Genomic DNA, 23957 nt, shown 5'->3' with positions numbered 1-23957 from the left:
CCGCCGAGCACGATGAACGGTAAGCGTTAATTACGCACAAATGTTTCACTCCGCCACCACCCGATTGCGCCCGCTTTCTTTCGCCCTATACAACGCCCGATCACTACGCCCCATCGCCGCCTCCGCCCCGCCGTCGCCATCGCGCAAATCACTTACACCAATGCTTACGGTCAGGCCAATCACTTGCCCGCCATGCATCAACGGTGTGACGGCCAGTTTTTCCTGCAAGCGCACGGCAAACGCGCAGGCGTCGCGGCTGTTGGTGCCGCGCAGCAGTACGGCGAATTCTTCGCCGCCGATTCGCCCGGCCACGTCGGTTTTGCGCAGTTGGCCGTTGAGGATGTCGGCAAAGTGTTTGAGCGCCAGGTCGCCGGTGGCATGGCCCCAGCGGTCGTTGATGTGTTTGAAGTGGTCGAGGTCCAGCATCAGCACGCAGGCGTTGCTGTGCTGGGCGCTGATTTGTTGCATGAAGTGGCGGCGGTTGGGCAGTTGGGTGAGGAAGTCGATGCTCGCGTGGATTTGCAGGTCGGCTTCCAGGCGTTTGCGTTCGGTGATGTCGGTGGTGGTGCCGATCATGCGCAGCGGCTTGCCGTCGGCGTCGCGGGCCACGACTTTGCCGCGGCTGTTGATCCATTTGTAGCTGCCGTCTTTGCACAAGATGCGGTGCTCGACTTCGTAGGCGCTGATGCGCTGTTGGAAGTGAGCCTGAATGGTGGCTTGCACGAACGCCAGGTCGTCGGGGTGCACGCGGGTGTAGCTGTCGCACAGGTCGGGGGTGAGTTCGTGGGCTTCGTAGCCCAGCAGCGCTTTCCAGCCTGCGGAGTAGTGGATCTGGTTGTTCAGTACGTCACGGTCCCACACGCCGGTGCCGCTGTTGTCGATGGCCAAGGCCAGGCGATCCTGGCTTTCGCGCAAAACGGCAACTTGCAACTTGAGGGCTGACTCACGCTGCTCGGCCTGCAAGGCGGCTGCGGCCAGTTGCACCAGTTCTTCCAGCAACTGCTGTTCGCCGGGATGTAGCTGGTTGCGGCCCAGCAGGATCAACTCGCCCAAGGGCTGGCCGTCGCTGGCGAAAATGGGGGTGTTGCATTGCGCGCCATCCAGGTGGACAGATGGCGGGTTACCGCTGCTGGCACGCAGCGCTGGCTGGCCGTCGCGGTACTGCATCAGCAAGGCACTGGCCACGCCAAAATGGCGCTGGGCGAGGCGCGTCAGTCCGTGAAAGCGCTCGTCAGCGATTACGTCTGGCTGGGGGGGCTGTTCGAAGTCAGCGTCCACGCTCGTCACCATCAAGAAGGCTTGTAGCCATCATCGCACAGGTTGGTAGCAAGGCAACTGTCTGGCCGACAGGGCGTGGGTCCCGTTGAGACCACCGACAGTGCTACAGTCGCGCCCATCAACTGCAAGGGAGCCCCCCAGTGGCGAGCAAAACCTATATCGAAAGTTCTCTGTCGGCCGGCGAGCAGGTCGAGGCCGTTTTCAAACTGCACTGGCTCAGCTGGGTCAACGTTTGGCTGTGGGTGGTCCTGGCGATCGTCACCGTGGGCATCCTCTCCCCCGTGGCCATCTACAAGTGGCTGAGCCTGCGCTGCCAGGAGTACGGGGTGACCAACAAGCGAGTTATCCACAAGCGCGGGATCATCAGCCGTACCACCGATGAGATGAAGCTGTCGTCGATCGAGACCGTGGACCTGGACCAGAGCGTGATGGGCCGGTTGCTGGGGTTTGGCACGGTGCGCATTACCGGGCGCGGGATCAGTGACCTGGTACTCAAGGGCGTGGACGACCCTTTGCAGGTAAAGCGCCAGATTGAAGGGGTGAGTAACCCGGTGTGATACACCTTTATCAAGACGGTCATTCTAGAAAGTTAATAGTTATGGCGCGAGTGATTACTGGCGGAAAAACCGCACTATAGTCATTAACGAATGTTCGTTTACCCGGCAATTATCGGCTGGACTATCACATGCCCAGAACAGCACTCGGCGTTGTCACCCATTGGGTGGCAACTTCGGTGCTGGCGGGTAAATTCCTGTTCGGTGCAAGTGCCGCTGCAACGTGTTTGACACTGGGCCTGGCCACTAACTGCGACACTGCCGCACCGGCCCCGTGGACCACTCAGGTAGGCGAAGGCAATGCCGGTGCCGCCGACAATCGCGCGGTAATCCTGGCCGCTGGCAGCCAGATAGCGGTAGGCAACAGCAATGCCATTGCGTTGCGTGACAACGCCGTAATCACGTTGGGCAGCAATGCCATTGTCAGCGCCAAGGCAACCAATGCAGTGGGCGCCTTCACGACCGGCGGCGATACCATTGATACTCGTAACAACGGCACTATTACCGTGGCGGCCGGGGCGCAGATACTGGCATTGGGCACTCAGGGAAGTGCCGAGGCCATCAACTTTCAGGGGCCCGGCAATACGCTGATCAATAACGGCACGGTGCGCGCGCTGAATGCCGTGGCTATCTGGTCGCAGAACACCAGTGGCTTGAACACCATCGTCAATAACGTGACCGGTGTCATTCAAGCACCGGGTACGGTGATTGGCGGTTCGGGCAATGGCGCGCTGGACTTTACCAACAAGGGCATGGTGATTGGCAACCTGCTGCTGGCGGGCGGCAACGATACGCTGCGCCTATACACCGGTTCGACCATCACGGGTAACTTCAGCGGCGGCGCCGGTACCGATACCATTTACCTGAGCGGGGATGGCGCGGCTTCGCTGCCCGGCAACATGGTCGGGTTTGAAAGCCTGATCAAGACCGACCCGGGTACCTGGACGCTTACCGGTTCGGTAACCGGGGTGACGGTGTCCGAAGTACAAGCGGGGACGCTGGCCTTGACCGGCAACAATGCCCAGTACACGGGCAGGGTGTTGGTAGACCCTGCCGGCACCCTTGAGGCGCGCGCGCAAAGCCTGCCGCCCACCGTCACCGATAACGGCTTGGTACTGTTCCAGCAAACGGATGACGGCACCTACAGTGGGTTGCTCAGCGGTGTCGGCGCCGTGGAAAAAAACGGCGCGGGCACGCTGACGCTTGCGCCTTCGGCCGCAACAGGAAATACCTATTCGGGTGGTACCACGCTGGATCAGGGCGTGCTGTCAGTGGCGGCCGACAGCGCCCTGGGTGCCGCCAGCGGTGGGATTATCTTCAACGGGGGAACCCTGCAATTGGGTAGCAGCTTCGACCTGGCGGCAACACGTTCGGTCGTGATCCAGGCGCCCGGAGGGGCCATAGACACTCAGGGCTTCGACTCCACGTTAGCGCAAGCAGCCAGCGGTGAGGGGGGCCTGACCAAGTCCGGGACTGGCGTCCTGATAATGACCGGGAACAATACCTACACCGGGGGTACCACCATCGCACAGGGCACCTTGCAACTGGGTAACGGGGGCAGCAGTGGCTCTGTTGTCGGTGATGTCAGCAATAACGGCGTGTTGGTATTCAACCGTGCGGATGCGCTGACGTATTCGGGTGTCATCAGCGGCAGTGGCAACGTGGTGCAGTCGGGCAGCGGTTCTACCTTGCTCACCGCCAACAGCCCCTTCACCGGCGGCACTCAAGTGACGGCAGGCGTTCTGGCAGTCGGCGATGCGGCGCACGGCGAAGCGGCGCTGTCCGGCGGTGGCCCGGTAAGCGTGGCCCAGGGCGCGACGCTGGGTGGTTACGGCAGCGTCACCGGCCCTGTGGATAACAATGGCAGCGTGGCAGCGGCGAATGCGTTGGGGCTGTTCAGCGACGGCGTTGCGGGCAATTTCACGGTCAACGGCAATTTGACCAATAGCGCGCAGGTGCAATTGGCCGGCAACATCGTTGGCAACACGCTGACGGTGGCCGGCAACTACGTTGGCCAGAACGGCGTCATCGCGCTGAATACGTACCTGGGTAGCGATAATTCGGCATCCGACCGTCTTGTTCTCAAGGGTGGCACGGCATCGGGCAACACCGCCTTGCAGGTGACCAATGCCGCAGGGCCTGGTGCGGCCACCTACAGCGATGGTATCCAGGTGGTAGCCGGGCAAAATGGCGCCAGCAGTTCAGCCACCGCATTCACGCTGGCAGCGCCGGTGGCCGCGGGCGCTCACGAATATGTTCTGTTCAGGGGTGGCGTCAGCAGCGGCACGGCGGACAGTTGGTACCTGCGCTCCTCGTTGCCACCGCTCCTGGCACGCAGCTTTCCTGTATCGCCACCCGCCTCGGCGCCTGAACCTGAACCTGAACCTGAACCTGCCCCCGGCTCGCCGGTGTTGCCGATCGCCACCGTGGCCCAGCCTGTGCCCGTGGCGCCCAATCCAGGCGCCACGCCGGTGCAACCCGCCATCGTCCGGGTCGTTACCCCGGCCACAACACCGGGGGCGCCTGCGGTGGCCACCCTCGTTGCGCAACCCGTGCAGCTCTACCGTGTGGAAGTGCCGGTGTACAGCGTGATACCGGAGAATTTCCGCGCCCTGGCGCTGACCACGCTTGGCACCTTTGACGAGCGCCGCGGCCAGCAAAGCCTGTTGGCGGCGCACGGCGGCGACTCTGCCGTGTGGGGCCGGGTGTTTGGCGAACATGTGGAAAAGAACTGGGGTGGCACTGTAGCCCCGTCACTGGACGGCTCGATCTGGGGTACCCAGGTAGGCGTGGACCTGTGGCGCCAGGCCAATGATACGGCCGGCGTGTTTTTCGGCTACGCCACACTCAGCGGGGACATCAAAGGCCAGGCGCTGGGCTGGAACGATCTGGACGTGGGTAGCACGCGCACCAACGCTACCAGCCTGGGCGCCTACTGGACCCATGTAGGCCCATCGCAGTGGTATGTGGACAGCGTGCTGATGGGCACCCATTTCGACGGCAGCGCTACGTCCGAACGCCACGTTGGCATCGACACCAACGGCCACGCTGTAACGGCCTCTGTAGAGGCCGGCTACCCACTGCACCTGACAGGCAACTGGGTAGTGGAACCCCAAGCGCAAGTGGTCTGGCAGCAGTTGTTCATCGACAGCCAGCGCGACAGTTACTCCACGGTGCAGTTCAACACCCGCCAGAGCTGGACCGGCCGCGTGGGTGTCCGTGTGCATGGCGAGATACAGGGCAGCGGCGCCAAGCTGCAACCTTTCCTGGCCGCGAACGTATGGGACACCCGGCACGGCAGCGACCAGGCGACCTTTGGCGATGAGCCTATCGGCACCGACTTGGGCGGTACGTCATTGGACTTGAGCCTGGGTGTTGTGGCGGCGGTGAACCGTGCCACCAACCTGTACGTTTCCGTCGGCCGGGCGCAACAGCTGGATAGTGACCGCTTGCGTGAAGTGACAGGCACCTTCGGTGTAGAAGTGACATGGTAATACGGTACGCTTGTACCAATAACGATAATACGAATATGTTGTATTTACATTTAGTTACATTCTCTCTATCTTTCCGCTCCCTCGCCCCCCCCCCCTTGCGGAAAGTTCATGTCCACTTTCACCCCGTCACGCCTGCACACCGCGCTGTTCTGCGCGGCTACCTGTCTGTCCTCGTTGCCCGCGCACGCCGCCGATGCAACCGGCATTACCCTGCCCTCGACCGCCGTCGATGCCACGGCCGACTCGAAAACGCAGACCAAGGAATTGCCGTCCTACAAACTGACGGCGCCACTGATCGATACCCCGCGTTCGATCACGGTTATCCCGCAGGAAGTGATCAAGAAAAGTGGCGCCACCACCTTCACCGACGCCCTGCGCACGGTGCCGGGCATTACCTTCATTGGCGGCGACGCGGCGGCCAACCCGTCGGCGGACCGCCCGGTGATTCGTGGCTTCGAGTCGCGCAACTCGATCTTTGTGGACGGCATGCGTGACACCGGTGTTCAGAACCGTGAGACCTTCGACGTGGAACGCATCAGCGTGATCAAGGGCCCGGACTCCGTTTACGCTGGGCGCGGTGCGGTGGGCGGCAGTATTGATATAGAGACCAAGACGCCGAAGCTGGAAGACTCCCTCGACGCCAGCGTCGGCATGGGTACCGATTCCTACAAACGTACCACCCTGGACGTGAACCGGGTCATCGACGACAGCACCGCGTTCCGCCTCAACGTGATGGGCCACGACGCTGATCAGCCGGGCCGCACCGACGTGTTCAGCAAGCGCTGGGGCATTGCACCGTCGATAGCCTTCGGCCTGGGCGAGCCGACCACCGTCACGCTGAGCTACTACCACCTGTCCACCGACGACATGCCGGACTTCAGCGTGCCGTTTCGTTCAACTGGCGGCACGCCGGCGTCGGAAATCAGCCGCTCGCAGTTCTACGGCCTGAAAGACCGCGACTACCGCCGCGGCCAGACCGACACCGGCGAGGTGCGCATCGAGCACGAGCTGGACGACAACTGGAAGGTGAAGAACACCACCACTTACGGCCGTTCGACACTGGACTACATCGCCACCAACCCGCAGTTCGTCAACGCCACGTCCGAGCAACTGCTGCTGGAGGCCAAGAGCGGCAAGTACGCCACCAACACCCTGGCCAACCAGACCGAGCTGACCGGCCACACGTTGCTGTTGGGCCTGGACAACACCGTGACTACCGGTATCGAACTGAGCCATGAAAAGAGCCAGTACGAGGGTTACCTGGTAACCGACAGCACCGGTGCCAACATCCGCAGCGGTGGCAACTGTTCGGTGGCGGGTAACTGCACCTACGTGGGCCAGTGGGACCCGGACACAGACTGGACCGGCACCTCTACCCTCAACGGTGACAGCTTCCCGGGCAAGCCGACCTATACCACCACCAACACCGCTTCAGCCTACGCCTTCGACAGCCTGAAGCTGTCGGAACAGTGGTTGCTCAATACCGGCGTGCGCCTGGATTACTACAACATCCAGGCTGAACAATCGGGCGCTGCCGACCTTGAAAACATCGCCGACCTGTTCAGCTATCAGGTAGGCCTGGTGTACAAACCCATCACCAACCTGAGCCTGTACACCTCCTACGGCACCTCGGCCAACCCACCGGGCGCCAACGGCGGCCTTGGCGGCGGCACCGACCAGTTGACCGCCACCAACCGCGACCTGTCGCCAGAGCGCAGCCGCAACATTGAAGCGGGCGCCAAGTGGGACGTGCTGGACGGGCGCCTGTCGCTGACCTCGGCGGTGTTCCAAACCGAGAAAACCAACGCCCGCGTCAGCGATGGCCTGGGTGGCATGATCAACGCCGGCTCCCAGCGGGTACGCGGTGTGGAACTGGGCGCCGCGGGTGACCTGACCAGCAACTGGCATGTGTTTGGCGGTTACTCGTACCTGGACGCGGTAACCACCGATGCCGGTTCGGCCAACTCGGCTTCTTCAGGCTTGCCGATGGTGATGGTGCCCAAGCACAACCTGACCCTGTGGACCTATTACGACATCGATCCGAAGTGGACCGTGGGCGCCGGCATGAAAGCCTCCAGCCTGACCTACGCGTCGGTGTCGTCCACCACGAAGAAATGGACCCCGGGCTACTCGGAATTCGACGCCATGACTTCGTACAAAATCTCCAAGTCGATGGACGTGCAGTTGAACCTGAAGAACCTGTTCGACCGCAAGTACTTCGCCTCTTCGTACCCTATATACGCCACTTGGGCAGAGGGGCGTTCGGCGCAAGTGACGCTGAACTTCCACTACTGATGGCTGCTTGATGAAAACGCCACTCGCCTGAGTGGCGTTTTCATTTGTGCGCCATGCAACTGGTCCTACCCTGCCCAGTCTCTGTACTATGCGTTTTTGTTTTTGCGCCTTGCTGCGTCAACCCCTCACTCAATCTGTTGGGTAACTGATCATGAAGCGTCTGCTTTCCCTGTTATGCGTTGTGGCTGGTTTTCATCTTTGCGTTGCCATGGCCGATGCCTCTGCATCGGCCCAGCAAACCACCCAGAGTTTTTATAGCTGGTACTTGAAGCGTCTTAGCGACGACAAGGTGCCGCTCAATGACAACCCGCAGCAGATGCAGCAATACGTGACGCAAAGCCTGATCAAGTCCATCGACAAGCAAGCCAAGAGCGAGGATGGGCTGGACGAGGACTACTTCATCAAGTCGCAGGATTACGATGACAGCTGGCTGACCCACATCCAGGTCACCGAAACTGCCACCAAGGGCGCCAGCGCCCAGGAAAACGTGGTGCTGGGCACGACCCAGGACAACAGCCAGGTGCTTAACGTAACGTTGAGCAAGGACAAGGACGGCTGGAAGATCACCGGTGTGGAAATCGTCCCTACCGAGCAGTAACAGACACTTCCCGCCCGTAGCAGCAACTGTCCTGTGTGTACAGATCGCGGGCCCGCGGCGCGGGCCTTCGCAGCCTGGCGGCAGCTGCGAGTCCTGCGAGGGATCAGTCGTTTTCTATCTGGTAGTGCTTGAACGACTTCACCACGGCGTCGAACGCCTGGCCGTCGGCCTGCTGGTGGGCGGCGTCGGTGCGCAGGCGCAGGGTGTAGTTGACCCCGTCGTCCGGGCCGGTGCTGCGGTATTCAACGATGACCCGGCGCACGAACTGACCATCAGCCCACTGCGCCTGCTCGGCCGGTTGCGAGTCCAGCACGAAAGGCTGGCGCTGCACGCCGCCGGGGTCCACCTCTGACAGTTCGCTGTCCATCAGCGCCTTGGTGCTGCCCAGCATCGCGGCGTCGTAACCGGCGTTGACGGTAATCTCACGGTCATCACCCAGCGGTATCAGCACGCCATCGTCAGTGCCATTGCCTTGGTAAGCCGTGGTCACGCCGGGCATCACACCGAAGCCGAATGCCACGTTCTGATACTCCGTGTGGCCATCGAGCTTGAGCATGCCATCCACCATTTCCTGTTGGGCGGCGCTCAGGGCCAGCACCGGGTTGGCGTTGGCGGGCAGCGCGATGGCCAACAGCAGGCTGGTGGCCCATGCGCAGCAAAATAGTCGCGGCATAACGGTTAACGTCCTGTAGGAAAGAAGGCGTCGATAGTAGCGCAGATGCAACAAGCCCCGCTCAAGAGCGCGGGGCTTGTTGGTGACGCAGGGTGCGTCAGGCCAATCAGAAAATATTGATGGGGTAATCGACGAACACGCGCAGCTCGTTACCGCTGAAGTTGTACGGCGTCGGGTTGTTGGAACCGACGTTGTCCGATACACGCAGGATCGAACTACGTACACGCACGGTCAGGTCTTTGACCGGACCTTGCTGAACTACGTATTGCACTTGGTTGAAGATTTCGCGCTCGGTGCCGCCGGTGGCGTCGCCAGCGGTGATGTTGTCGCCGCGCACGTAGGCAAACTTGTAGGTCAGGCCAGGGATGCCGTAGGCACCGAAGTCCAGGCCGTAGGCCAACTGCCAGGAACGCTCGTCTTCACCGTTGAAGTCCGACCAGTAGGAGTTGGTCAGGTAGATGGACGTACCACCGTCGCCCACGCCGCCGTTGCGCTGGTAGCCACCGTAGTTGTAGCCGGTGCTGCCGGTACTGCTCTGGTGCGCGACCATGAACGAGTGCGGGCCTACAGCGTAGGTAGCCGCCAGGCTCCAGATGGTGTTGTCGCGGCCTGTGCTGTTATCGTCAGCCCACTGGCTGTCCAGTTCAGTCTTGTAACCGTTGAAGTCAAAGGTCAGCGACTGGTCTTTCTGGATCGGCAGTACATAGGTCATGCCCAGGTACTGTTTCTTGCCGACGTTTTCGATGGTGGTGCCATACAGCGATGCCTTGAAGCGATCGGTGAAAGCATAGCTGCCGCCGTATACGTTCAGGCTTTTCAGATCACCGCTGTCACGGCCTTCGGCGCTTTTCTGCGCTTCTTCGGTGAAGTGACCGACGTTCAGCTCCAGGCCTTCGATTTCCTTGGAGGTGACCAGGGTACCGGTGAAGCTTTCCGGCAGCAGGCGGCTGTTGTCGTAGCTCAGTACCGGCAGCGACGGCATCTGGTCGCCGTACTTGATGACGGTGTTGGAGATGCGGAATTTCACTGCGGCGCCGGCGCGAGCCAGGTCGCTGGCAGGCGAGCCGTCGTTACCCTGACGGAAAAAGTCGATACCGCCAGCGCCACTGCGGCTGTCGGACTGTTCCAGGTTCTTGGCATACAGGCCGAAGGCATCAACGCCCACGCCCACGGTGCCTTGAGTGAAGCCGGAAGTGAAAGTACCGATGAAAGCCTGGCCCCACTCGGATTTGTCGTCTTTACCGTTTTTATAATCACGGTTGATGTAGGCGTTACGTGCCAACACCGACAGGTGGCTGTCTTCGACAAAGCCCTTGGCATCGTCTTGATCGCTGGCCATTGCCTGAGTGGCGCCCATCAGGCCCAAGGCGATCAGACCGATACGTGAATTCAACATCTTGTTTTCCTTATTGCTGGTTAAGACGCCCCGCCCAGTACGTTTCCCCGACGCAAAATGCAAAGGCCCACGTGCAGGAATGCAACGCGGGCCTTATCGAATACTGGACAGGTGGCTGTTAGCCACAGGCGTTGGGCGGAATCCTAGCGGGGGCCCCACCAAAGTGTCAATTTCAAAGGAGTTCGGTGGTTATAACCAAATTGTCGCAACAAGGAAGGAGAGGCTCCATGCCTCTGAATGGTGCATCGTCGTGACGACCGATCTAATGGTGAAAGGAGCCCAACAATGCTTCCAGCTCTGCCTGGCTGAGCAGCCCGGCTGGATAACGCTCACTAAGTACCTGAATGGGATCTGGCTTCTGTAGCCTGATGCCGCCGTTACATTTCAACCATTGCGCCACCCGCTGCAACGACTCTGCAGTGATGGGCGATGAGTGCGAAGCCGGCTCACTGATTGCGTTCATATCGACACCTGTTTTCCCCGGTTCCGTGAGCGGCAAACTTACCCACGCTTTATGACAGTACGATTGACACGTGCCGCCATTTAAGCCGAGGAAACCGATACAAAAGGTGTGCCATGGCATACCAACATATCCACGCAGATACAAAAAACCCGCCAGATGACGGGTTCTTCATTTGACCTTTCGATCAGGCTTTGCGCGGTGCAGGCTGCTGCTGAGTGAGGCAATGAATGTTGCCGCCGCCTAATAGCAGCTCGCGCCCAGGGATCATGATGACTTCATGATCGGGGAAGATGCCCTGCAAAATCACTTTTGCCTCGGCATCTTTGGGGTCATCGAAGCTAGGCGCGATGATGCCGCCATTGACGATCAGGAAGTTGACGTAGGAGCCCGCCAGGCGCACTGAAGGGTTGCGCTCTTGGGTGCCCGCTACTGGATCGACGCCATCGCATTCTTCAGCAGTTGCATACAATGGGCCGGGAATGGGCATCTTATGCACCACAAAGGTGCGGCCGCGCGCATCCTTGGTGTTTGCCAATACGTTCATGGCTGCCCGGCAGCGTGCGTAGTTGGGGTCGTTGGAATCATCGGTCCAGGCCAGTAACACTTCACCTGGGCGAACGTAACAACAGAAGTTGTCGACGTGGCCGTCGGTCTCGTCGTTGAACAGGCCATCGGGCAGCCAGACAATGGTGTCCACGGCCAGGTGATCGCGCAGCACGGCTTCAATTTCTTCACGGCTAAGGTGCGGGTTGCGGTTGCGGTTCAGCAGGCATTCCTCGGTGGTTACCAAGGTGCCTTCACCATCCACATGAATGGAGCCGCCTTCCAGCACGAAGCCCTCGGTGTGGTAACGGCCGCAACGCTCGATTTCCATGACCTTGCTGGCCAGTTGCTCGTCGCGGTTCCACGGCGAATACAGCCCACCGTCAAAGCCGCCCCAGGCGTTGAAGCCCCAGTCCACGCCACGCACTTCACCCTGGTCGTTGATGACGAAGGTAGGCCCGGTGTCACGCACCCAGGCGTCGTCGTTGCTGATTTCCACCACGCGAATGTTCGGCGCGTCCAGGCGGGCACGGGCGTTGTCGTACTGGCCGGCGGAAACGGCAACGGTGACAGGCTCGAAACGGGCGATGGCCTTGGCCAGCACCACGTGGGCAGCCTGCACAGGCTTGCCACCCAGGCGCCAGTTGTCCGGGCGCTCTGGCCACACCATCCATACCTGGGTTTGCGGGGCCCATTCGGCTGGCATGTGGAAGCCGTCGGCGCGTGGGGTACTCGTGAATGTGGTCATGGCTGTGTCCTGCTGGTCGTTGCAGTCATCAACAATCCCTCAAGCAAGAAGGATCAGTAAATATCCGGGTACGTTATAGCCGATAAATATCGATATTTAAAGCAAAGACTTGAAATTAATGCGGCATTCAATGCGATTATACCCGCGACAGCGGATACACAATTCGATAGTTATCGGCATTATAAATCCTCGGAAAGCACCTTCTCCACGCAGTCGACGAAGAAGTCCACGCTCTGGCGCGTCGTCACCATCGGCGGCTTGATCTTGAGGATGTTCAGGTAGTCACCCGTTGGCTGCATGAAGATACCCAGCTCGCGCAAGCGCTCGCACAGCAACGCAGTTTCTTCGGTGGCCGGCTCCAGCGTTTCGCGATTACGCACCAACTCCACCCCCAGATAGAAGCCAGAGCCATGCACCGCACCCACCAGCGGGTGGGTGTCGATCAGCGCTTCGAGGCGCGCCTTGAAATGGCCGCCCACCACGCGGGCGTTTTCCCACAGCCCCTCTTGGCTCATCACATCGAGCACCGCCTTGCCGATCTGGCAACTGACCGGGCTGCCGCCGGCCGACGAGAAGAAATAACCCTCGGCCTCCAACGCTTCGGCAATTTCCCGGCGGGTGATGACCGCGCCCAACGGGTGACCGTTGCCCATGCCCTTGGCCATGGTGATGATGTCCGGCACCACGCCTTGCTCTTCGAAGCCCCAGAAATGTTCGCCCAGACGACCGTAACCCACCTGCACTTCGTCGGCGATGCACACGCCGCCCTGGGCGCGAACCTTGGCGTAAACCTGTTGCAGGTAACCGGCTGGCAGCGCGATGCCGCCTGCGTTGCCATACACCGGCTCGCAAATGAAGCCCGCCACCTGGCGTTGCTGCGCAGCAAGGTGCGCCAGCGTTTCGTCGACATTCTGCACATAACCGGCGGCGCTGTGCGCGCCACGGAAAGCACCGCGGTAGGTGTTGGGTGCCGTCACCGGGTGTACCCAGTCGGGGCGTGTGCTGAGGGCTTGGGGGTTATCGGCAATCGAGGTGGAAATGGCATCGGTGGCTACCGACCAGCCGTGATAGGCCTCCAGCACGCTGAGCATGTCGCGCCCGCCACTGGCGGCCCAGGCCAGGCGTATAGCCAGGTCGTTGGCCTCGGTGCCGCTGTTCACCAGGAACACTCGGTCAAAACCTTCCGGCGCCAGCGCCAGCAAGCGTTCGGAGAACTCGGCAATGGCCGCGTAGTGAAAGCGCGAATTGGTATTGAGCAGCGACCACTGGCGCGCCGCCACCGCCGCCATGCGCGGGTGGCCGTGGCCCAGCACCGCCACGTTGTTGAGCATGTCCAGGTACGAGCGCCCTTGCATGTCGATGAGGTGGTTGCGCCAGCCTCGCTCGATCTGTGGCGGAGCCTGGTAATAATGCTTCTGCGAGCGGGCAAAGCTGGCGTCGCGACGCGCCAGAAGCGCCTGCGCGTCGGCAAGTGGCGCGGCGTCGCAATCAAACCCCAGCAACCCCTTGGGCGAAGGGCACAACGCCAGCCACGCCTGCGCGCGGGACGGCGCGGCAAACAGCGGCGGGCTGATTTCCTCGGCGCGGCACAACTGCACCAGCAACAGCCCCTGGGTGTGACCCAGTGCCTCGCCGCGCGCAAGCCTGGCGCCTTCGGCCAGGTCGCTGTTTACCCCCCACAAGTGCAGGCTGATGCCCTCGCCCACCAGCCACAGCCCAGCGTCAGCGGCACGCCGCAGCAAACCGGCAAACGGTGCCTGCACCCTCGTGCCTGCCGGCACGTTGAGTTCGACGTGAAGGGCACAGGTGTGTGGCTCAACGGCGCTGTCGATGCGCGTGCGGGACAACCGATATTGGCCGTACAACGAACTGGCCTGTGGATAACCGGCCAACAGCCGCTCGTCAATGCCTGGCGCCTCCCAATTGCCCTCGATGAAATGCTCGCTCAACACGCCCAGGTCGACGCGCTCGAAGGCTTGCGCGTCGATACCTGGCAGCAGTGACGCGCAGTCGCCCAACGCCACCGGTGGCAGCTCCTGGCCCACCGCTTGCAAGATTGCCGCTTCCATCAGGTCAAAAGGCACGGAGGTGGCGACATCGAAAATTTCCCACTCATGGGCGAGGTTGTCGGCCACGTAGCGGTTATCGGCGGCCACGCTCAGTTGCTGTTCGCTGCTGAGCACTACCACGGCGGCGCGCGCGACAATCAACGGCCACAACGCCAGCCATTCGGCGCGGGTCAGAGGGTTGGCGCAGGCGTAGGCCTTGATGGCGGGAAGGATCGCGAAGGGGTCACCCTCGGCGTGGTGCAGCAGCGCAGCGCAGGTCACGCTCAGGTCGGCTACCCGCCAGGTGCGCACCAGGTCGCCGAAGTCGATCAACCCGCCCAATTGCCAGCGGCGCTGGGCATCGCGATGCCACACGCTGTTGTCATCGGTAATGTCCAGGTGGATGGCCTGGCTGGGCAATTCGTCCTGCACCGCCAACAGCCGCTGCTCGGCCTGGGCACAGGCTTCGGCCAGCTGCGCGCGGCGCTGCGGGTCGGCCAGTACCGGCAGCAGTTCGGCAATCAGCGCCTGGGCATGACGCGGGTCCCATTGCAGGGTGCGGGCCAGGCCGGGGTGGTCAAAATCAGCCAGCGCCCGGTCTACCCGTGCACACAAATGCCCCAGGCTGGCGCGCAACTCGGCACCCAAATGCGGCAAGCGAGTCAGCGGCTGCCCGTCGATGTACTGCAGCAGGCGGACCTGCACCGACCGTTCGTCGACCGTTGTGGTCAACAGGTCGCAACCCTCAACCGTCAGCCGCACGGCGGGCACCGGCAACCCCTTGGCCGCCAGATGGGCAAGCGCAGCGTGCTGGGCCTGCAATTCAACGGTTGCGTAATCGCCGTGACAGATCTTCAGTACAAAGCGTCCATCAATCGTATCAACAAGGAAGTTAAGGTCTTGCTGGCTGCCTAATGGCGTTAACGCACCGTGCAGGCCATAGTGCGCACGCAGCAGCACCTGCGCTTGCTGTGCGCTGACGGTGGGGCTGGGCTGGCTGGACCGGTGAATCAACGTGGCGAGCGACATTGCGGAGACCTTTTTTAGAGTTAGGCCGCCTATATCGCCACTGCCACCGTCGATAAGCAAGCGCATTGAAAAATTCGATGCCCCTGGATTTTTGTAACTGTTTCTCGATGAAGCACGCTTGCACAGGGCAATCCCAGCCCACAAGCTATGCTGCAACCGCTCAATGTCAGTTTATGGAAGAAGGCCAATCGACATGCGAATTCTGATTACCGGAGGGGCCGGTTTCATTGGCTCGGCCCTCGTCCGCCATCTGATCGAAAACACCGGGCACGAAGTGCTCAACCTCGACAAACTGACGTACGCCGGCAACCTGGAATCGCTGTCCAGCATTGCCAGCAACAGCCGTTACGAATTCGTCCAGGCCGACATCGTCGACCAGGCCACGGTCAGTGCCGTGCTGGCGCGCTTCGAGCCCCACGCGATCATGCACCTGGCCGCCGAGTCCCATGTGGACCGCTCCATCGACGGGCCGTCGGACTTCATCCAGACCAACATTGTCGGCACCTACAGCCTGCTGGAGGCCACCCGCGCCTACTGGTCGAAGTTGCCAGCCGCCGAAAAGGAAGCCTTCCGCTTCCACCATATCTCCACCGACGAGGTGTATGGCGACCTGCACGGCGTGGACGACTTGTTCACCGAAACCACGCCGTACGCGCCCAGCTCGCCCTACTCGGCCAGCAAGGCGGCCTCCGACCATCTGGTACGGGCCTGGCAGCGCACCTACGGGCTGCCGGTGCTGGTCACCAATTGCTCGAACAACTACGGGCCGTTCCACTTCCCGGAAAAACTGATCCCGCTGGTCATCCTCAATGCCTTGAAGGGCAAGCCGCTGCCGGTGTACGGCGATGGCAAGCAGGTGCGTGACTGGCTGTTCGTGGAAGACCATGCCCGCGCCCTGTTCAAGGTGGTGACCGAAGGCAAGGTCGGCGAGACCTACAACATCGGCGGCCATAACGAACAACAGAACATCGACGTGGTGCGCAGCATCTGCGCGCTGCTGGACGAGTTGGCACCCCAGCACCCGGCGGGCATCAGCCAGTACGCCGAGCTGATTACCTTCGTCAAGGACCGCCCGGGCCACGACCTGCGCTACGCCATCGACGCCGGCAAGATCGAGCGCGAGCTGGGCTGGGTGCCGGACGAAACCTTCCAGACCGGCCTGCGCAAGACCGTGCAGTGGTACCTGGATAACCAGGAATGGTGCCGTCGCGTGCAAGACGGCAGTTATCAGGGCGAACGCCTTGGCTCCACCGACCCAAAGGATCTGATCGCATGAGCAAGGGTATCGTACTGGCCGGGGGCTCCGGCACACGCCTGCACCCCATCACCCTGGGTGTTTCAAAGCAACTGCTGCCCATCTACGACAAGCCGATGATCTACTACCCGATCTCGGTGCTGATGCTGGCAGGCATCCGCGAGATCCTGCTGATCTCAACGCCTACCGACTTGCCGCAGTACCGCCAGTTGCTGGGCGACGGCAGCCAGTTCGGCGTCAGCATCAGCTACGCAGAACAGCCATCCCCGGACGGCCTGGCCCAGGCGTTCCTGATTGGCGAGGAGTTTATCGGCAACGACCCGGTGTGCCTGATCCTGGGTGACAACATTTTCCACGGTCAGCACTTTGGTGAGCAACTCGCGCGCGCTGCCAGCCAGCCGAAGGGCGCCACCGTGTTCGGCTACTGGGTCAAGGACCCTGAGCGCTTCGGCGTGATCGACTTCGACGCGGACGGCAAGGCCTTGTCCATCGAAGAGAAACCGGCGCAGCCCAAGTCCAGCTACGCGGTTACCGGCCTGTACTTCTACGACAACGACGTGGTGCAGATCGCCAAGCACGTGAAACCGTCCCCACGCGGCGAACTGGAAATCACCGACGTCAACAACGCCTACCTGGAGCGCGGTGACCTGCGTGTGGAACGTTTCGGCCGTGGCTTCGCCTGGCTCGACACCGGCACCCACGACAGCCTGATCGAGGCCTCGCAGTACGTGCAGACCATCGAGCACCGCCAGGGGCTCAAGGTTGCCTGCCTGGAGGAAATTGCCTACCAGAACGGCTGGATCGACCGCGAACACCTGCTGGTGCGCGCCAAGGCCTTCGGCAAGACCGGCTATGGCCAATATCTGTACAGCATTGCAGGGGAAACCAGATGAATGTGATCGCCAGCGAAATACCCGAGGTGCTGATCATCGAGCCAAAGGTATTTGGTGACGAGCGCGGCTTCTTCTACGAAAGCTTCAATGCCAAGGCGTTCGAGCAGGCCACCGGCATCACTGATGCTTTCGTGCAGGACAACCATTCACGCTCCCAGAAAGGCGTGTTGCGCGGCCTGCATTACCAGATCGAAAACGCCCAGGGCAAACTGGTGCGGGTGACGGCCGGTGAAGTGCTGGACATGGCCGTGGACATTCGTCGCAGCTCGCCCACATTTGGCAAGTGGGTAGGCGTGCGCCTGAGCGCGGAGAACAACCGGCAATTGTGGGTACCCAAGGGCTTTGCCCATGGTTTCGTGGTGCTCAGCGACTATGCTGAGTTCTTGTACAAGACCACCGACTACTACACCCCTTCTGCCGAACGCTGTATTCGCTGGGACGACGAGACCCTGAAGATCGACTGGGAGCTCGGCGGCATCGTTCCCCAGCTGTCGGCCAAGGACCAGCAAGGCAAATCCCTGGAAGAGGCTGACCTATTCCCATGACCCAAAAGATCCTCATCAGCGGCCAGTTCGGCCAGGTGTCACGCGAACTGCAGCAACGCCTTGGGCATCTGGGCGAATTGCACGTGCTGGGTCGCGACAAGCTGGACCTGGCCCAGCCCGAAGGTATCCGCGAGGTGGTGCGCACCCTGCGCCCCACCCTGATCATCAACGCTGCCGCGCACACGGCAGTGGACCAGGCGGAGACGGAAGAGGACCTGGCGTTCGCCATCAACGCCACCGCGCCGCGCCTCTTTGCCGAGGAAGCGGCGGCACTGGACATACCGTTGATTCACTACTCTACCGACTATGTGTTCGACGGTCGCAAGGACGGTGCCTACAACGAGGACGACGAAACCAACCCGCTGGGCGTCTACGGGCGCAGTAAGCTGGAAGGCGAGAAAGCCATTCGTTACGTGGGCGGCAAACACCTCATCCTGCGCACCAGCTGGGTGTATTCGCTGCATGGGCGCAACTTCCTGCTAACCATGCAACGGCTGTTGCAGGAAAAGCCCGAGCTGCGCGTGGTGGCCGATCAGATTGGCGCACCTACCTGGGCCGGTACCATCGCCGGCACCACCCAGGCGCTGGTCGAACACTGGCTAAACGGCCAGGCCGGCCCGTGGGGCACCTTCCACCTGACCGCCAAGGGCGAGACCTCGTGGTTCGGTTTTGCCCAGGAAATCGGCAAGCACCTGCTGGCCCAGGACAAGCCGTGCGCGGTGCTGGAGCCCATTGCGTCCAGCGCCTACCCGACCCCGGCCGTACGCCCGCTGAACTCGCGCCTGGACTGCAGCCGCCTGGAACAGCAGTGGAACGTGCACTTGCCCAATTGGCGCGACGCGCTGATTGAGTGCCTGGCACCACTGGCTTGACGCATAATGCGCCGGACATTCTCCGGCGCATTTGCTTTCGACATGACTCCCTCGCTTCCCCGCCGCCCCCGCTGGCGCAGCCTAGCCTTGCTGGCCTTGTGCCTGGCGCCGCTGCTATGGCCGCTGCAGCACCTTGCCGAGCGCTACTACCGCAGTGAACTGGTGAGCCAGAACCGCCAGACGCTGGACCTGTACGTAGCCAACCTGCTGGGCACCCTGCACCGCTACGAGACGCTGCCGCAGATACTCGGTGACCTGCCCGCCCTGCGCGCCACCCTGGCATCGCCCGACCCGCAGACCGTGGACCACGCCAACCGCCTGCTCAAGAACATCAGCGAACAGACCGGTGCCGAGGTGATGTACCTGCTAGACCCCAGCGGCAATACCCTGGCCGCCTCCAATTGGGAGAAAAAAGACAGCTTCGTGGGCCGCAACTTCGCCTTCCGCCCTTACTACAGCGATGCGATCGCCGGGCGCCTGGGGCGCTTTTTCGGCATGGGTACCACGTCTAGCAAGCGCGGTTACTTCTTCGCGGCTGCCGTGCACGAAGGCCAGAGGGTGGTCGGCGCGCTGGTAGTGAAGGTTGACCTGGACCATACCGAAAGCCTGTGGGGCAAAACCCCCGAACAACTGCTGCTGACGGACCAGCACGGCGTGGTGATTCTGACCTCCAGGCCCGAATGGCGTTTCCGCGCCACCCGGCCGCTGACCGAGGAAGAACACCAGGCCATCGTCTCCATCCAGCCCTACCCCACTCAGGATCCGCAGCCGCTGGACCTGGACGAACAGGCCTGGTTGATGCAGACCCACCCCATCGCCGAGACGGGCTGGAACGCCAGCATCCTCGCGCCTCGGGCGCTGATCGACCGCCCCGTGCGCACGGTGCTGGCCATCGGCGGCGCAACCTTGTTGGTGCTGATGTTGCTGCTGGGGCTGATGATGCAGCGCCGGCGCAACTACCTGGACCGCATTGCCTTCGAAGCGAAGGCCCGCCGGGAGCTGGAAATTCGTGTCAGCGAGCGCACCAGCGACCTGGAGGCACTTAACAGCCGCCTGAAACAGGAGGTGCTGGAGCGCGAACAGGCCCAGCAGGAGCTGGTGCGCGTACAGGACGAGGTGGTGCAGGCCGGTAAGTTGTCGGTGCTGGGCACCATGTCGGCAAGCATCAGCCATGAGCTTAACCAGCCGCTGGCCGCCATTCGCAGCTACGCGGAAAACGCCGAGGTACTGCTGGACCACCAGCGTACCGATGACGCTCGCGGCAACCTCAAGCTGATTGGCGAACTGACCGGGCGCATGGCATCGATCATCGCCCACCTGCGCGCCTTCGCCCGTCGCGACCGCCACGCCCTGGAAAGCGTGGCCTTGCAGCCGGCGCTGGACGATGCCCTGGCCCTGCTGGCCAAGCGCAGACGGGCCATGGCGGTGGAGCTGATCCGCGACCTGCCCGATGCGCCGTTGTGGGTTCAGGCGGGCGAAACCCGCTTGCGCCAGGTGCTCAGCAACTTGCTGGCCAACGCCCTGGACGCCTTGACCGAAAAGGCCAACCCACGCTGCCTGTGGATAAATGCCGAGCACACTGACAACGGGGTGGAACTGCTGATACGCGACAACGGCCCCGGCTTTACCCGCGAGTCACTGGCCCGCGCACGCGAGCCATTTTTCACCACCAAGACCCGCACCCAGGGCCTTGGCCTGGGGCTGGCGATCTGCGATACCCTGATGCGTGCCTTGGGCGGCGAACTGCTGTTAGCCAACCACCCGCAAGGCGGGGCATTGCTGACGGTGCGCCTGCGCAGCGCGCCGCCGGGCGTCAACCTCCAACCGCCAGAGGATCCTTCCGCATGACCATGGCCAGCGCCATCGACAGCCTGACCCAAGTGGTGTTGATCGATGACGATCCACATTTGCGCCAGGCCTTGAGCCAGACCCTCGACCTGGCTGGCCTGAAAATCCTCTCGCTGGGCGACGCCAATGGCGTGGCCGCGCTGATCGAACGCGACTGGCCCGGGGTAATTGTCAGCGATATCCGCATGCCCGGTATCGACGGGCTGGAGCTGCTGCAACAGTTGCACGCCCAGGATGCCGAGTTGCCTGTGTTGCTGATTACCGGCCACGGCGATGTACCGCTGGCGGTGCAGGCGATGCGCGCCGGTGCCTACGACTTTCTTGAAAAGCCTTTCGCCAGTGACGCCCTGCTGGACAGCGTGCGCCGCGCCCTGGCCTTGCGCCGCCTGGTACTGGACAATCGCAGCCTGCGCCTGGCCCTGAGTGACCGGCATGAACTGAGCGCCCGACTGGTGGGGCAGTCTCCCTCCATTCTGCGCCTGCGCGAGCAGATCGGCGCCCTGGCCGCCACCAAGGCCGATGTGCTGATCCTGGGTGAAACCGGTGCTGGCAAAGAAGTGGTGGCCCGTGCCCTGCATGACCTTTCCAGCCGCCGTAACGGTCCGTTCGTGGCGATAAACGCCGGCGCACTGGCCGAGTCCGTGGTGGAAAGCGAGCTGTTCGGCCACGAGCCTGGCGCCTTCACGGGCGCGCAGAAGCGCCGCATCGGCAAGTTCGAGTTCGCCAACGGCGGCACACTGTTTCTCGATGAAATCGAAAGCATGAGCCTGGACGTGCAGGTCAAGCTGCTGCGCCTGCTGCAAGAGCGCGTGGTCGAACGGCTGGGCGGCAACCAACTGATCCCTTTGGACATACGCATCATTGCCGCTACCAAGGAAGACCTGCGTCAGGCCGCCGACCAGGGGCGCTTCCGCGCTGACTTGTATTACCGCCTGAACGTTGCCTCGCTGCGCATTCCGCCACTGCGTGAGCGCGGCGAAGACGCCTTGATCCTGTTCGAACATTTCGCCACCGCGGCCAGCGAGCGCCATGGCCTGCTGCCCAATCAGCCACAACCGGGCGAACGGGCCATGTTGCTGCGCCATACCTGGCCGGGCAACGTGCGCGAACTGCAGAACGCCGCAGAGCGCTTCGCCCTGGGCCTGGACCTGGAGCTGGACAACCCGCAACCAACGCCTGTTGGCGCACAGCCGGCGCCCATGGCCGGTAACCTCAGCGAACAGGTGGAAAACTTCGAGCGCGCATTGATTGCCTCGGAAATGGCCAGGCCCCATGGCTCGCTGCGCAGCCTGGCCGAAGCACTGGGCGTGCCACGCAAGACCCTCCACGACAAACTGCGCAAGCACGGCCTGAACTTCGCCGCGGGCGATGATCACGAAGCATGAGAACCTGCTGATGAACCAAGACTGCATCGACCTGGCCGCTCTGCTCCACAGCGACATCCCCCTGACTCGCGAAATGGGCCTGGACGTGCTCGCCTGGCAAGACGCGACCCTGCGTCTGCATTTGCCGCTGGCGCCCAACGTCAACCACAAGAGCACCATGTTCGGCGGCAGCCTGTATTGCGGCGCAGTGCTGGCCGGCTGGGGCTGGCTGCACCTGCGCCTGCGCGAGGCCGGTATCGAGGGTGGGCACATCGTGATCCAGGAAGGGCAGATCAGCTACCCGTTGCCGGTCACCGGGGACGCCGTGGCGGTGTGCGAAGCACCGGACGACAAGGCCTGGAAACGCTTTCTGGCGGCCTGGAATCGTTACGGGCGGGCACGGCTTGAGCTGCGTACGTACCTGGTGAACCAGGGCAGCAGCGAGCAGGCCGTGACCTTCACAGGCCAGTACGTGCTGCACCGCTGATTATTGCGCTGCTACAGGGGTGTCGTAGATACCGTTAGGCTGCGAAAAGGTCTGCAGGATCTTCGGCGGTGTCATGTTGATCGCGGGCACGCTGTGCGCGCCTTCGCAGCCTGGCGGCAGCTACGTGGGCCGCAACGGTTCAGATGCGCGCCAGGCGCAGCAGGGTGGTGCGCCAGGGCGCCTTGGCCGGCAGGGCCAGGAAGAAGGTGTTGAGCAACGACTCGCGCGCCGGATAGGTGAAGACCTGGCCTTCCACGTCCAGCACTTCGCCCCCCGCCCCCTCCAGCACGCCCTGGGCGGCAGCGGTGTCCCACTGCGAGGTCGGCGCCAGGCGCGGGTAGCAATCCGCCGCGCCCTCGGCCAGCAGGCAGAATTTCAGCGAGCTGCCGATGTTCGTCAGCTTCAGCTCACCCACGCTGTCAGCGAGGCCGGCCAGCAGGCGTTCCTGTTCGGGGCTGGAGTGGCGGCGGCTGGCAACCACGGTAAACGCCTGGCCTGCCGCCGGCTCCGTGCGCACCTCAATAGGTTGCGGCGCCTGGCCGGCATCCGCCCGCCAGGCGCCCAGGCCGGCGCCGCCAAAGTAGCAGCGACCGTTGGTGGGCATGGACACCACGCCGAACACCACTCGCCCCTGCTCGATCAAGGCGATGTTGACGGTGAATTCCTCGCTGCCGGCGATGAACTCCTTGGTGCCGTCCAGAGGGTCCACCAGCCACCAGCGCGTCCAGCCCTGACGATCGGCCAGCGAAATACCGCAGTCTTCTTCCGAAAGAATCGGAATGGACGAGTCCAGCGCCGTCAACCCGGCCACGATCACATGGTGCGCCGCCAAATCTGCTGCCGTCACAGGTGAATCATCGGCCTTTGCCGTCACCGCTACATCAGCGCGCCAGAACGGCAAAATGGCTTCGCCGGCCTCAAGGGCCAGTTCGATGACGCCCGGCAACAGCGGATGAGCCAAAGTCATAGGGTCAGCGCTCCACGTTGAATCAGCAGGTCGCGGGCCAGGTACAATGCTGCCAGCGCCCGGCCTTCGGAAAATTGAGGGTGGGTGGCCAGGGCAGACAGCTCCCGCAGGTTCACACGGTCCACGCGCATGGGCTCGGGCTCATCGCCCTCCAACTGCTCTTCATACAGGTCGGTGGCCAGCACCACCTGGATTTTCTGGCTCATGTAGCCCGGCGACAGCGACAGCTCGGTCAGGTGCTCCAACTGTCGGGCGCCAAACCCGGCTTCTTCCTTGAGCTCGCGGTCAGCCGCCGCCAGCACGTCTTCACCGGGTTCGATCAGGCCCTTGGGCAACGACAATTCGTACTCGTCGGTGCCGCCACAATACTCTTCCACCAGCACCGCATGCTCGGCGTCCAGCATGGCCACGATCATCACCGCACCGTAGCCATTGCCGCGCCCAACCAATCGCTCATACGTGCGCTCCACACCATTGGAGAAACGCAGTTGCACCTCTTCAACCCGGAACAGACGGCTACTGGCGACTATCTCGCGGGCGAGAACGGTGGGTTTCTGGCGCATGGGGCGGCTCCTTGGCGTGAACGGGTTACTATACCGTGGGTTGG

General features: G+C 62.3%; 19 protein-coding genes. 11 read left to right on the top strand and 8 right to left on the bottom strand.

What is annotated here, in order from left to right; translation table 11 throughout:
* Positions 1-45: 45 nt before the first annotated feature.
* A complete protein-coding gene (locus PMM47T1_RS21515) occupies positions 46-1278 on the bottom strand; it encodes a GGDEF domain-containing protein (RefSeq protein ID WP_238536640.1) in 1233 nt (410 codons plus the stop codon).
* Between the two features lie 140 nt (positions 1279-1418).
* On the opposite strand from PMM47T1_RS21515, the gene PMM47T1_RS28755 reads away from it, so the two are divergent.
* From PMM47T1_RS28755 to PMM47T1_RS21495, 4 genes are all read left to right on the top strand, one after another.
* Positions 1419-1835, top strand: a complete 417-nt coding sequence (locus tag PMM47T1_RS28755) for a PH domain-containing protein (protein WP_008372949.1) — start codon at positions 1419-1421, stop codon at positions 1833-1835.
* Positions 1836-1963: 128 nt separating this feature from the next.
* Positions 1964-5326, top strand: coding sequence for an autotransporter family protein (locus PMM47T1_RS28750; RefSeq protein WP_081492691.1), 3363 nt, complete (start codon positions 1964-1966; stop codon positions 5324-5326).
* Between the two features lie 108 nt (positions 5327-5434).
* A complete protein-coding gene (locus tag PMM47T1_RS21500) occupies positions 5435-7621 on the top strand; it encodes a TonB-dependent receptor (protein ID WP_008372945.1) in 2187 nt (728 codons plus the stop codon).
* 208 nt (positions 7622-7829) lie between these two features.
* Positions 7830-8219: a DUF3828 domain-containing protein gene (locus PMM47T1_RS21495; protein ID WP_008372943.1), complete on the top strand. Its 390-nt coding sequence runs from the start codon at positions 7830-7832 to the stop codon at positions 8217-8219.
* 103 nt (positions 8220-8322) lie between these two features.
* Here PMM47T1_RS21495 and PMM47T1_RS21490 read toward each other — a convergent pair whose 3' ends face one another.
* The 5 genes from PMM47T1_RS21490 to PMM47T1_RS21475 all read right to left on the bottom strand — a co-directional run bounded on the left by PMM47T1_RS21490 (position 8323) and on the right by PMM47T1_RS21475 (position 15119).
* Entirely contained in the window at positions 8323-8892 is a 570-nt protein-coding gene (locus tag PMM47T1_RS21490) for a hypothetical protein (protein ID WP_008372941.1), read from the bottom strand.
* A gap of 106 nt (positions 8893-8998) precedes the next feature.
* The gene (locus PMM47T1_RS21485) at positions 8999-10288 is read right to left on the bottom strand and encodes an OprD family porin (protein ID WP_008372938.1); all 1290 of its coding nucleotides are present in this window, start codon (positions 10286-10288) and stop codon (positions 8999-9001) included.
* 262 nt (positions 10289-10550) lie between these two features.
* Positions 10551-10751 (bottom strand): hypothetical protein, encoded by a 201-nt coding sequence (locus tag PMM47T1_RS30425; protein WP_081492690.1) that lies wholly within the window; start codon positions 10749-10751, stop codon positions 10551-10553.
* Between the two features lie 184 nt (positions 10752-10935).
* Positions 10936-12042 carry an agmatine deiminase gene (aguA, locus tag PMM47T1_RS21480; RefSeq protein ID WP_008372934.1) on the bottom strand — a complete coding sequence of 369 codons (1107 nt, stop codon included), beginning with the start codon at positions 12040-12042 and terminating at the stop codon, positions 10936-10938.
* A 179-nt stretch (positions 12043-12221) separates the two neighbouring features.
* Positions 12222-15119, bottom strand: coding sequence for an aminotransferase (locus PMM47T1_RS21475; protein ID WP_008372932.1), 2898 nt, complete (start codon positions 15117-15119; stop codon positions 12222-12224).
* A gap of 193 nt (positions 15120-15312) precedes the next feature.
* Here PMM47T1_RS21475 and rfbB point away from each other — a divergent pair, with 193 nt between their 5' ends.
* The 7 genes from rfbB to PMM47T1_RS21440 are packed head-to-tail and all read left to right on the top strand — an operon-like array spanning position 15313 to position 22383.
* Positions 15313-16395 carry a dTDP-glucose 4,6-dehydratase gene (gene rfbB / locus PMM47T1_RS21470; RefSeq protein ID WP_008372930.1) on the top strand — a complete coding sequence of 361 codons (1083 nt, stop codon included), beginning with the start codon at positions 15313-15315 and terminating at the stop codon, positions 16393-16395.
* The gene (rfbA, locus tag PMM47T1_RS21465; RefSeq protein WP_008372928.1) at positions 16392-17267 is read left to right on the top strand and encodes a glucose-1-phosphate thymidylyltransferase RfbA; all 876 of its coding nucleotides are present in this window, start codon (positions 16392-16394) and stop codon (positions 17265-17267) included. Before rfbB ends, rfbA begins: the two co-directional genes overlap by 4 nt.
* A complete protein-coding gene (rfbC, locus tag PMM47T1_RS21460) occupies positions 17264-17812 on the top strand; it encodes a dTDP-4-dehydrorhamnose 3,5-epimerase (protein ID WP_008372926.1) in 549 nt (182 codons plus the stop codon). The genes rfbA and rfbC overlap by 4 nt, the downstream gene beginning before the upstream one ends.
* The gene (gene rfbD, locus PMM47T1_RS21455; RefSeq protein WP_008372924.1) at positions 17809-18684 is read left to right on the top strand and encodes a dTDP-4-dehydrorhamnose reductase; all 876 of its coding nucleotides are present in this window, start codon (positions 17809-17811) and stop codon (positions 18682-18684) included. Before rfbC ends, rfbD begins: the two co-directional genes overlap by 4 nt.
* A gap of 42 nt (positions 18685-18726) precedes the next feature.
* Entirely contained in the window at positions 18727-20532 is a 1806-nt protein-coding gene (locus PMM47T1_RS21450) for a sensor histidine kinase (protein WP_043301357.1), read from the top strand.
* On the top strand, positions 20529-21917 hold the full coding sequence (locus PMM47T1_RS21445) for a sigma-54-dependent transcriptional regulator (protein WP_008372921.1): 1389 nt from the start codon (positions 20529-20531) through the stop codon (positions 21915-21917). Before PMM47T1_RS21450 ends, PMM47T1_RS21445 begins: the two co-directional genes overlap by 4 nt.
* A gap of 10 nt (positions 21918-21927) precedes the next feature.
* On the top strand, positions 21928-22383 hold the full coding sequence (locus PMM47T1_RS21440) for a YiiD C-terminal domain-containing protein (protein WP_008372919.1): 456 nt from the start codon (positions 21928-21930) through the stop codon (positions 22381-22383).
* 139 nt (positions 22384-22522) lie between these two features.
* Here the strand turns inward: PMM47T1_RS21440 and cysQ are convergent, their stop codons facing one another.
* Together cysQ and nudE are read right to left on the bottom strand one after the other, a co-directional pair.
* The gene (gene cysQ, locus PMM47T1_RS21435; RefSeq protein ID WP_043301356.1) at positions 22523-23350 is read right to left on the bottom strand and encodes a 3'(2'),5'-bisphosphate nucleotidase CysQ; all 828 of its coding nucleotides are present in this window, start codon (positions 23348-23350) and stop codon (positions 22523-22525) included.
* A complete protein-coding gene (gene nudE, locus PMM47T1_RS21430; RefSeq protein ID WP_008372914.1) occupies positions 23347-23913 on the bottom strand; it encodes an ADP compounds hydrolase NudE in 567 nt (188 codons plus the stop codon). Before nudE ends, cysQ begins: the two co-directional genes overlap by 4 nt.
* Between the last annotated feature and the right edge of the window lie 44 nt (positions 23914-23957).

The organism is Pseudomonas sp. M47T1 (genome assembly GCF_000263855.1).
Taxonomy (GTDB): Bacteria; Pseudomonadota; Gammaproteobacteria; order Pseudomonadales; family Pseudomonadaceae; genus Aquipseudomonas.
The sequence above is the reverse complement of the archived record's forward strand: the minus strand, read 5'-3'. Positions and strand labels throughout refer to the sequence as shown.